The following is a 9,830-nucleotide window of genomic DNA, read 5'->3' as shown; positions in this document are numbered from 1 at the left end:
GGAGATAATGAGCAGGCTGGCCACGGCATAGACCGCATCAGCCTGTTTTTCATCAAAATATCACTAGTAATACTCAGTGACCAGGAAACCTATCACGTTGTTTTGAATCTCATCCAAACTTCTCACACGGTCTGTCGGTTCTCTTGATTGGGTCAACTCTGTTTTCAAGCCTTATATACTTCATAATAAGTCAGTCCGGTTATGCGAATGATTTGACTGATGCTCATACCTTCAATACTTTTGAGCCGCTTTATTATTTCTCTCCGTTCCATTTGCGGTATTTATTGTAAAGAAGGAATAGAACATCCTTGCAATTGCTCTATTATCAAATTGAAAGCTTTATCATCATGGAATTTTGTGTTCTTAGTATCTTCCAAGCAACCATCTTCACTGTTTTCAGCCTCAAACATTCGCATTTTTTCTATTGCTTGTTCCTTTGGGCATGCAAATATGTCCAACACCAAATATACATGTGTCAAATCAGGCGGGTACTCAGGAATAACCATAATAGGCACGGCAGCTACTCCATGAATACTTTTCAGATTTGTTGACTATCCCCCGGAATACCTTTATGTTCCAATCCGATCAACGGAACCGTCCCCTTGATTGCTCCAATCCGATCAACGGAACCGTCCCCTTGATTGCTCTAAAAAAGCTTGCAATATAGCCAGTAGTGTTCTATTATTAACGTGTAAAATTATAATGGTTGACTATAGAGAACCCTTAAGGAGGCTCCGTAGGAAACCGATATCTATTAGGATTAATTCGGAATGTAATTTGTTTGGGGAATAAAATTACGAGCAGGCATTAAAACTTAATAGTGGTTGATTACAGAGAAACCAGTATGGTGGCTCTGCAGAAAACCAATATTTTGACGATAGGGTTTTAAACTTTGGGTTTTTAAACTTGGCCGTCAGAATATTGGTTTTTTGCTTTCTTTAGATAAATTAAGGGGAGTGGATACCGTGTCATTTGAAAAAGAATATGGCGAGCCAGAAAAAAACATAGTCCGTCTTGATGCCCGCAAAAAAATGGATGACCGCCAGCGCAGGCATATGCAGCACGAGCTCAAGGTTTACATGGAGCAGTATTTTAAAAAAAAGTTAGGCAAGGGGGTTGATTACACCAAGGTGGTGGTCTGGGAAGACATGCTCATCATTCGGGGGGAAAGATTTCTTACCGACCCGGAGATATATATTGTGGAAACCTCGGCGGGGCAAGATGTGGTCAGAGCAGCGCGCATGCAGGTGGCATGGCAGCATGCCATCGATAATGTGCCATATTTTGAGGAAAAACTGCAGGCCAAGGCTATTCACCAGACCTATGATGTTGAGCCGGAACGTGATTTCTGGATTCATGTGGTGGTTTTTGACCGGGTATTGACCGAATAGCGAAAATTACAATTACATATCTTGGTGGATCGCGAAGAAACCTTTATGGGCGGCTTCAAGACAGACCAGTATTCTTATGAAAAGTCTTATTAGATGACAGTAAGGATATTGGCCCTTTGTTTTCAAGCATAAACGAAAAGAAAGAGGTGATGTGCAAACGATGATTCAGGGCGATGATAGTTGGGTATGGCGCTTTGCCCTTATCAGGGTATTTCACGGTGATCATAGCCTCCCTCCATTAGGAAATACCCTCTATCATAAGTAAAAATACCTGAGAGAGAAGATTTTAGAAAGGTGGAATTTATAATGGGTAAATTGGATGGCAAAGTGGTAGTAGTGACAGGTTCAGTTTCAGCAATTCCTGGTTTTGACTCTATCGGATCAGCAACAGTTCGTGAAGCATTGGCTGAAGGGGCAAGAGGGGTAGTTGTGTCCGACATTAATGACAAATTAGGTGAAGCTTTTGTTAAGGAATTAAACGATCAATACGGTGAAGGACGCGCAACTTTTGTTCACACTGACGTATCTCAACCTAAAGATGTTGAAAAATTATTTGAAATTACAGAAAAGGTTTATGGCGTTGTAAATGCAATAATGGCTAATGCCGGTGTGGTAACTGCGGAAGATTTCGATAAAGACCCGGAAGAAGTTTTAAAATCCCGCAAATTTATTCAAAGCATTAATGAAGATGGGGTATTCTATACAGCCTTATATGGTTCTCGTTTAATGATCAAACATGGAATAAAAGGTTCAATCGTGATGGTTTCAAGTATTCACGGGGTTGCCGGTCGTCCTAAAGTTGTAAATTGTGAAACCGGTGAAGTTTTTATTGAACGCTTCAATTTAATTCAATATACAATGGGTAAACATGGCGTAGTTGGTTTATCAAAAGCATTGGCCCTGCAATTGGCGGATTACGGTATACGTGTAAATACTGTAAATCCAGGTTATATTATGACCCCATTATTCCAAGCAGCTGTAGCTGCCGATAAAAATGATTTGGCAGCCCAAGATTCATTGGCGACAGAAGCATTTGACTTTGCGCAATTAGCAGCATTACATCCATTATGTAATGACCCGGTAAAAGATAAAGAAATCGTACCTCGCGGTAAATATGGCGGTCGCATGGGAGTTCCTGCTGAAATTGCCAAGCCTGCAGTATTTCTAATGTCCGATGAAGCATCCTTTGTGACAGGTCAAAAATTAGTAATTGACGGAGGTTATACGGCGGGCTAAAAATAAACGGATCAGGGCGGCTTTTAGCCAGTGTGGGGTAACCCGTGAAGACAGCCGATCATTCGGCATAAGTTTGTTTGGTAGAAAGAGGCTGTTCCAAGAACAGCCTTTTTTAAATATACTGACCCGGTTAAGTGTTAGCGCCGCCATTGGCTTCCTCTGGACTGAACATATGTTCCATACCCCGGGGCTATAAGTGTACATGGATCAGCCTACGTATCGCTATTGGAAGGTAGTGGCTGGCCCTTCCATTAGGTCTTGTCCGTGTATCTGTGTCATTCTTTGTTGGAAACGCCGGCTTCTCCGAAGGTGGCCATCTCTTTCATAACTTTTACGGCCGCTTCAAAGATCGGGAAGGTTAAAACCGCTCCGGTGCCTTCGCCCAGCCGCAGATCCAGGTGCAGGATAGGTTGCAGGCCCATATATTCCAGCATAATGCGGTGCCCGGGCTCCTGGGAAAGATGGGACGCAAACAGAAAATCCTGACAACGTTGATTCATCTTGCATGCCATGAGAGCAGCCGCGCTGGAAATGAAGCCATCCACTACCACCGGTACGCGCCGGGCTGCAGCGCCTATAATGACACCGGTCAAGGCGGCGATTTCCAGTCCCCCTACTTTCTTCAGCACATCCAGCGGCTGGCCGGGATCGGGCTGGTTTAGCTCCAGGGCCTGTTTGATTACCGCGATTTTCTTGTGGCGGCCGCTGTCATCAAGTCCGGTGCCGCGGCCGGTGATTATATCCAGATCAACCCCGCTAAATACAGCCAGAATGGCGCTGCTGGGAGTGGTGTTTCCGATTCCCATCTCCCCGGTGGCCACCAGGGCCGCCCCGGCATCGATCTCGGCCTGAACCAGTTCTATTCCCACTTCAATAGCAGCCACTGCTTCAGCTTCGGTCATGGCTGCTTCCCGGGCCATGTTGCGGGTTCCCTCCCGGATTTTGCGAACATTGAGCCGGGGATGCTCAATGGCCGGACCCATCACTCCCACATCTGTGACCACCACTTTGGAGCCGGTATAGTTGGAAAAAACATTAATGGCGGCCCCGTTATTAAGGAAGTTCAGTACCATTTGCGGGGTGACCTCCTGGGGATAGGCGCTGACTCCTTCGGCCACCACCCCATGGTCGCCGGCCATGACCATAACCACTTTAGCCCCCAGTTCGGGGATAGTTTTACCCTGGATGGCGGCCAGGCGCACTACGATCTGCTCCATAATCCCCAGGGCGCCCAGGGGTTTGGTGAGATTGTCCAGGCGCTTCTGCGCTGCTTGCGCCGCTTCAAGGTTCGGTTCTCCAATACTCTGCAAGGTTGCTTCCAGTCGTTCCATTTGATAAAACCTCCTTTAGTATTAGCCAAAATTAAAAAGTCCCCAAGCCATTAAGGCCTGAGAACTTTACCTTCATTCTCAACCAGATGTTTTACAGGCAGGTTTCCTGACTCCCGGATCAAACGCTCCTTAGATACAAGCCAGCCTTCCCAGTTTCCCAGTGGCTATACGGCTTGGAACTCCCCGGTTACAGTGGCGGGTCCGTTCAGGTCTTGCACCTGATTCCCTATTATCCCCTAAAGGGGCACCCGAAACATAAGGTAATTCAATTTTTTTAATTATATACTTGCACATGAAATACTGACAAGCACAAAAATAATCCGATCTATAGAGTAACTGAATATCTCTCTTCCAAAATCAGCCCCGCTTCAGAGCTGCCAACCTGGTATTTTATGCATTCCAGACTGTTCAATACCGGCTCCATCCGCTGTTCAATGGCCTGCGGCAACTCGGGGTCCGGGCTGAGCAGCCCCATGACCTTGATGATGTATTCGGTCTGATTGCCTTCCTTGATCCATTGCAGGGTGATATCAAAAACATCCTTCAGGGTCTGGGTCACATCCACTCCGGTAGCGGCGATGGAATAAGCGCGCCGTTCAGGCTTGCGGCAGCTCTCCTCACCCAGTTTGAAACTGCAGGTTTCCGTGCCACATCCCTGGCAGTGACCGCAGTTCAAGAAAAACAAGCTATCCGGATGCTGGCCTATAACCGCATAGCCCAGTTGATTCAGCATATCTGACAGAACCAGGTCCTGCAGGCTGAAATCTTCAGCCGCCATCCCGGCCGGCTTAAAGCGGGAAAGAAACTTGGCATAGATCAAAATACCGTAAGGGTATTTTACCGCTACCTCCGCCAAGGCCGGGGCGTAAGGCGGACAGCCCCCGGAGGCATAATCCGGGCATCCCTCCCGGCAGTAGCCGGTAATCCGGTCATAATCATGGCAGATTTCGGAAGAGTCGATCAATTTAAAGCCGATTTCAAGGGGATAGTTGTCTCCCTGCTTATCAGTGTATATGATCCACATAGTTCAACCTCCTGCATGGCGGTATTTTTCAATATATTTGACAACCGTCAGTTATATAACTGTTTATGGCGAATAACCGTCCCGTTCTGGGCTAGTGGCATGCAAACCGTCCGGTGCGGCAGTTGGGCTCGCTTCAATGTCCTCAGGCACAGGCTTTTTACGCCAATGAGTCAAGTCGTCGAAAAGGGTATAGATCACCGGCACCACCACCAGAGTCAACAAGGTGGAGGTGATCAGGCCTCCGATAGTGGCATGGGCCATCGGGGCCCGCCATTCGGCTCCTGCTCCCAGGGACATGGCCACTGGCACCATTCCCAGTATCATAGCGGTAGTTGTCATTAAAATAGGGCGCAGGCGGGTGGCGGCAGCCTCCCGCAAGGCTTGATTGCGTTCCACTCCCCTGGCCCGGGCTTGCTTGGTAAAGTCGATCAACAGTATGGCATTCTTGGTTACCAGGCCCATCAGCAAGATTACGCCGATCATGGAAACCAGACTCAAATCGCTGCCCATCAGGAACAAGCCCAGAATAGCTCCGACAATGGCCAGAGGCAGGGAAAACATGATGGAAAAGGGATCTATATAGCTTTCAAATTGTGCCGCCAATATGAAGAATATGAACAGAATACCTATCACCAGGGCTAAGCCCAGCGAATCGAATGTGTCTGCCATGCTTTCGGCATCACCTCCGGCATATACCCGATAACCGTCTGGCAGCTTGAGTTCCTCCTCCATGCGCTGGGCAAACTGCTTATTAAAATCTCCCAAAGAAATGCCCCGCAGATTGCCGATCAAGGCAATTTCACGGGAGCGGTCAAAGCGGTCGATAGAACGCGGGGAGGTGGAGAAAACCTGCTTGGTAACCTGACTCAGGGCAATATTACCGTTTGAGGTCGGCAAGTACACCCGGCTTAAATCGGAAAGGCTGCGGCGCTGTGATTCGTTGAGCTGCAAACGCACATCAATCGCTTCCCCGCCCTCTTTATACTGTGACACCACCCTCCCGGTGAACAGGGTGTAGAGGGTATCGCCGATATACCCGGTGCTGATGCCCAAATCCGCGGCTCGCTGCCGGTCTACCTCCAATCTGGTCTCCGGGCTGCCTTCCCGGTAGCTGTTGGAAACGTCAACTACCCCGGGGATGCTTTCCAGGATGCCCTGGGCCTTTGCCGCATATTCAGCCATTAGCTCTATATCATCTCCCTGGATACGATACTCCCAGGCGTATGTTTCAGCAATGGCAGTGTTGAAAAGCATGCTGGCACTAAAACCAGGCTGGGTCTGCAATTGCTGCCGCATTTCCGCCGCGATGTCTTCCATACTCGCCTTACGCTGGCTCTTGTCGGTCAACTGCACAAAGATGCGGGCGTTCTCGGCTGAAGTGGAAACATAGGTGCTTAAAACCTGGGGATGACGGCTTATAATCTGATCCGCAGCTGCTGCTACCTGGGCGGCGGAATCCAGGGTGATCCCGGCATCCAAATCCAACAATACGCTGAACTCCCCGAAATCACTGTTGGGTACAAAACTGGAGCCCATGAACGGTATCACGAACAGGCTGCCGACGAATAACACTCCCGCTACTGCCAGGGTTTTGAGGCGATGCGCCAAGGCTGCGTCCAGCAGCAGCAGATATTGCGATTTGAACCATTCAAATCCCTGATCGAATGCGGTCAGGATCTTTCCGATTACTCCCCGATACTGGTCCTCACCCTCCTTGAGGTACCTGGAGCCCAGCAATGGAACCAGGGTGAAGGACACCAACAGGGAGACAAACACACTGAATATTACCGTCAGACCAAATTGCTTAAAAAACTGCCCTACCATGCCGGTCATCATACCTACGGGCAGGAACACCGCAATCACCGTAAAGGTGGTGGCCATAACCGCCAGGCCGATTTCAGCGGTGGCCTCCCGGGCGGCCTCTAAGGGGGTTTTGCCCAGGTGCATGTGCCGGACAATGTTTTCTATCACCACGATGGCATCATCTATAAGCAGACCTACCGACAGTGACAGGGCCATGAGGGACATGGTGTTCAGGCTGAAGCCCATAAACCATATCATCAGGAAGGTGGTGATGATGGAAGTAGGAATGGCCAGGGCGCCAATCAGGGTGCTGCGCCAGTTGCGCAGAAATAGGAAGACAGTCAAAACCGCCAGAATGCTGCCCTCAAAAAGGGTAATCAAAACACTATTTACCGCGGCCCGAACCCGCACGGAATTGTCCCGCACTACATTGATTTCGACCCCGGCGGGCAAATCCTGATTCAGCCTATTGATGGCGGCTCGTATGTCATCAGCGAGCTGTACCGTATTAATACCGGACTGTTTAACGATATTTAGTCCGATTACCGGCTGTCCCTGATAAAAGGCCCGGCTTTCCGGTGTTTTGACAGAATCCTTAACAGTTGCGATGTCTGTGAGCTTTATCAATATGCCCCCCCGGTGGGCTACGGGGAGGTCGGAGAATTCCTTGAGACTGCTTATTTCCCCTGCAGTCCGCACCGATACTGTCCGATCCTCGCTGTTAAGGTTGCCAGCCGGCACATCCATGTTTTCCTGCTGCAAAGCTGCCGCAACTTCAGCGGGGCTGATGGCGTAGGCGGAGAGCTTGTCGATATCCATATCAATATGGATTTCCCTCTGTTCATCACCGGAGACCTCCACCATCCCCACCCCGGAGGTGGTCTCCAGACGCGGCTTGATGATATTTTCGACCAGCTGGCTGCGTTCCAGCAACGAACCATCACCGGTGACCGCCAGGGTCATAATCGGGGCCTGGGTGGGATCATAGCGGGAAATAACCGGTTCGTTGATATCCTGCGGCAGCTGATTGCGGATGGAGGCCAGCTTGTCACGCACATCCTGGGCAGCAATTTGGCTGTTGGTTTCCACCGTGAATTCCGCCCACACCATGGCGACATTCTCACGGGTCTCGGCATAAATGTGCTTGACCCCGGCGATCTGACCTATGGCCTCCTCCACTTTAACAGCCACATTCGCTTCCATCTGTTCCGGAGAGGCCCCGGGCTGGACAATGGTGACCGCCACAAAGGGAAAATCCACCTCCGGCCAATCATTGATAGCCAGCTGCAAATAACTGAACAGCCCCAGGGCCACCAGGGCCAGAATGCTTACCGTTGCTAGAACCGGACGTTTCAGGCTTAGATTGGTTAAGAACATGGCCTATACCCCCTGCTCCGGGACGATTTGGATGGGGTCGTTTTCTTTGAGCTGGTTGACGTTGCTGGTAATAACGGTTTGCCCTTCGGCCAGGCCTTGCTTGATTTCCACCCGGCCATCAAAGATCGCGCCGATTTCAACCGCAACCAATTTGGCCGTATTATCCTGGGGAACAAAAACGTAGAACTGCTCCTGTTTGGATGTCAAAGCCGCCTCGGGAACACATAAAATGCTGGTCGCTTCCCCGGTATGGATTACTGCGCTGGCAAACATGCCGGAACGCAATATGCCGTCCGGGTTGGGGACCTTGATTTTACACTGAAATATCCTGGCTTGAGGGTCTGCGGCGGGATTTACTGAAGTTAAAACACCTTTAAAGGTCTGACCGGGATATGCATCGACAGTGACATCCGCTTCCATTCCAGTTTTGATCTGTCCCAAATCAGACTGGCTTATGGAAATGATCACATAAACTTCGGCTAGATTCTGCACTTCCATTAAGGCTGTGCCTGGTGATACCATTTGCCCGCGGTTCACGCTGCGGTTGGCTGCCAAACCATCGATGGGTGAGGACACCCGGGTATTTTTCAAATCATCCCGGGAGTTGTTCAATGCAGCCTGGGCCTTGGAAACATCTGCTTCGGCAGCCGTCAAGGCGGCCTGTATATCTTCGAAATCCTTATCCGAGGCCGCTCCCGCCTGATGCAGTTGTTTCAGTCTCTCATATGCGGAGCGGGTGCTTTCTAATTGGGTCTGAGCCTGAACGAAAGAGGCTTGATTGACCTCTACCAGGTTGGCATAAGCTCGATCATCTATCTGAATCAAGGTCTGTCCGGATCTAATACTGGCACCGTTGTCGACATTCAAGCTTTCAACTATGCCGGCTACCCGCGCCGAGATCAGGATTTTTTCCACTGCGTCAATGGTGCCGCTCACATTGAGGTTATTTTGCCGGATCACCATTTCCGCTTGAGCCGTCCTTACCGACTGCGCCCCGGCATTGACGCTTTCCAGGTTCGATCGGCCCTGTATTTTATTGATCATAGCGGCTCCCAGGACTAGTACGACTGCCAGAACGATCAGCCACCATTTCCATTTAGATAACGGCATTATTTTCTCCTCCATGGCTTTTTCTTCTCTTATATTCCATCATAACCTCAATAAAGACAACCTCCTATTTAGTTGGATTCTGCTGTTATATCCTGGTATAATGCCGGGCTTAATTGCTTAACTAATTTAGATTGGCGGCACTTTGGGCCGGTTGATGGGAATAGCGGTATGATATTGATGTTATTAGGGCATGATTTCTTTATGTTCACTCTGACAGAATGAAGTCAAAGCAAAGGGTGGACGGCAGAAATTTATGATTTGGGGGAATATATTTCCCTGAATCGACTTTTGGAGGGATTTTACAGTTGATCGGTAAAGTAAAATGGTTTAGTGACAGCAAAGGCTTCGGATTTATCGAATCTGAGTCAGGACAGGATGTTTTTGTTCATCAGTCCGCTATTCAGAGCAGCGGTTTCCGCTCTCTGAGCGAAGGGCAAACCGTAGAATTTGACGTTACTACAGGTCCCAAAGGCCAGCAGGCTGCCAACGTGCATATCATCTCCTAAGCCCTCGGGGACAGTAGGAGGTTTTTGACGGACACAAGCGGGGACGGTTCTT

Annotated in this window: 8 protein-coding genes and 1 riboswitch; of the genes, 3 read left to right on the top strand and 5 right to left on the bottom strand. The window is 49.3% G+C overall.

The features are described 5' to 3' along the window. Window positions 1-281: 281 nt before the first annotated feature. Window positions 282-515 (bottom strand): hypothetical protein, encoded by a 234-nt coding sequence (locus B2633_RS16585; protein ID WP_483171793.1) that lies wholly within the window; start codon window positions 513-515, stop codon window positions 282-284. A 450-nt stretch (window positions 516-965) separates the two neighbouring features. Here B2633_RS16585 and B2633_RS16580 point away from each other — a divergent pair, with 450 nt between their 5' ends. Both B2633_RS16580 and B2633_RS16575 read left to right on the top strand, forming a co-directional pair. Continuing rightward, a complete protein-coding gene (locus B2633_RS16580; RefSeq protein WP_481041361.1) occupies window positions 966-1,391 on the top strand; it encodes a Na-translocating system protein MpsC family protein in 426 nt (141 codons plus the stop codon). Window positions 1,392-1,697: 306 nt separating this feature from the next. Next, complete coding sequence (locus tag B2633_RS16575) at window positions 1,698-2,627, top strand: SDR family NAD(P)-dependent oxidoreductase (protein WP_481041363.1); 930 nt, start codon at window positions 1,698-1,700, stop codon at window positions 2,625-2,627. A 275-nt stretch (window positions 2,628-2,902) separates the two neighbouring features. On the opposite strand, the gene cobT is transcribed toward B2633_RS16575, so the two are convergent. The 4 genes from cobT to B2633_RS16555 form a co-directional block, all read right to left on the bottom strand. Continuing rightward, window positions 2,903-3,958, bottom strand: a complete 1,056-nt coding sequence (cobT, locus tag B2633_RS16570; RefSeq protein ID WP_483171792.1) for a nicotinate-nucleotide--dimethylbenzimidazole phosphoribosyltransferase — start codon at window positions 3,956-3,958, stop codon at window positions 2,903-2,905. Window positions 3,959-4,037: 79 nt separating this feature from the next. Then, window positions 4,038-4,225: riboswitch (cobalamin riboswitch) on the bottom strand. A 58-nt stretch (window positions 4,226-4,283) separates the two neighbouring features. Next, window positions 4,284-4,982 (bottom strand): DUF2284 domain-containing protein, encoded by a 699-nt coding sequence (locus B2633_RS16565; protein ID WP_483171791.1) that lies wholly within the window; start codon window positions 4,980-4,982, stop codon window positions 4,284-4,286. Window positions 4,983-5,045: 63 nt separating this feature from the next. Continuing rightward, window positions 5,046-8,162 (bottom strand): efflux RND transporter permease subunit, encoded by a 3,117-nt coding sequence (locus tag B2633_RS16560; RefSeq protein WP_483171790.1) that lies wholly within the window; start codon window positions 8,160-8,162, stop codon window positions 5,046-5,048. 3 nt (window positions 8,163-8,165) lie between these two features. Further along, window positions 8,166-9,272 (bottom strand): efflux RND transporter periplasmic adaptor subunit, encoded by a 1,107-nt coding sequence (locus B2633_RS16555; RefSeq protein ID WP_483171789.1) that lies wholly within the window; start codon window positions 9,270-9,272, stop codon window positions 8,166-8,168. Window positions 9,273-9,577: 305 nt separating this feature from the next. Here B2633_RS16555 and B2633_RS16550 point away from each other — a divergent pair, with 305 nt between their 5' ends. After that, window positions 9,578-9,778, top strand: coding sequence for a cold-shock protein (locus B2633_RS16550; protein ID WP_481043032.1), 201 nt, complete (start codon window positions 9,578-9,580; stop codon window positions 9,776-9,778). Window positions 9,779-9,830: the final 52 nt, after the last annotated feature.

The organism is Syntrophomonas sp. UBA1041 (genome assembly GCF_002316705.1).
In the GTDB taxonomy this organism is placed as follows: Bacteria; Bacillota; Syntrophomonadia; order Syntrophomonadales; family Syntrophomonadaceae; genus DTU019.
Note: the sequence above shows the minus strand (reverse complement) of the source record. Positions and strands in the feature narration are given on the sequence as shown.

Bases quoted from the DNA above. Each gene is read 5' to 3' on its own strand.
- B2633_RS16560 (WP_483171790.1), bottom strand. From the start codon at position 8,162: ATGTTCTTAACCAATCTAAGCCTGAAACGTCCGGTTCTAGCAACGGTA.
- cobT (WP_483171792.1), bottom strand. From the start codon at position 3,958: ATGGAACGACTGGAAGCAACCTTGCAGAGTATTGGAGAACCGAACCTT.
- B2633_RS16575 (WP_481041363.1), top strand. From the start codon at position 1,698: ATGGGTAAATTGGATGGCAAAGTGGTAGTAGTGACAGGTTCAGTTTCA.
- B2633_RS16565 (WP_483171791.1), bottom strand. From the start codon at position 4,982: ATGTGGATCATATACACTGATAAGCAGGGAGACAACTATCCCCTTGAA.
- B2633_RS16555 (WP_483171789.1), bottom strand. From the start codon at position 9,272: ATGCCGTTATCTAAATGGAAATGGTGGCTGATCGTTCTGGCAGTCGTA.